The sequence below is a fragment of the Cedecea sp. B1(4) genome, from assembly GCF_059414925.1.
Genome location: NZ_JCAHMZ010000117.1, coordinates 1 through 399, shown reverse-complemented (window position 1 = coordinate 399; position 399 = coordinate 1). Strand labels below are relative to the sequence as shown.

Annotated in this window: 1 protein-coding gene; it reads right to left on the bottom strand. The window is 59.4% G+C overall.

Annotated elements, in window-relative coordinates; translation table 11 throughout:
* The coding region (locus ACR6JA_RS22300) for a hypothetical protein (RefSeq protein WP_494599584.1) at positions 1-286 on the bottom strand (286 nt) is incomplete at its 3' end.
* Positions 287-399 lie beyond the last annotated feature (113 nt).

The window sequence follows — 399 nt, the reverse complement described above, 5'->3', positions numbered from 1 at the left end:
CCTTCTGCCACCCGAGGAATTGCTCTTTCGAGCTTTCCAGCGCTTCCAGCCTGGCACTGTGCATCTCGCCCACCTGGCGCCACACCAGCTCGCGCAGCATCTCCTTGGCGTCATCCATGTCTTCCTGGATGTCATCCCGGTCGTAATTGGCATCGGATGCCATCTCCGCCAGCTTCGAGTAGCGGGTTCCCAGATATACCAGGCGCGCAGCGAATTTCTGCGCATCTTCATTCGACAACCCACCTTCTGCCAGGCGCGCCGCCAACTCTTCGTTCGCGTTGTTCATAGCCATCTCCTGGGCCGAGCATGCGGCCCGCACTTTCGCCACATAGGCGTCGTATTCTTGCGGAGTGTCGAACGCGCTGCCGCATAACTCGCACGCGTTCTCCATGTCGTAAT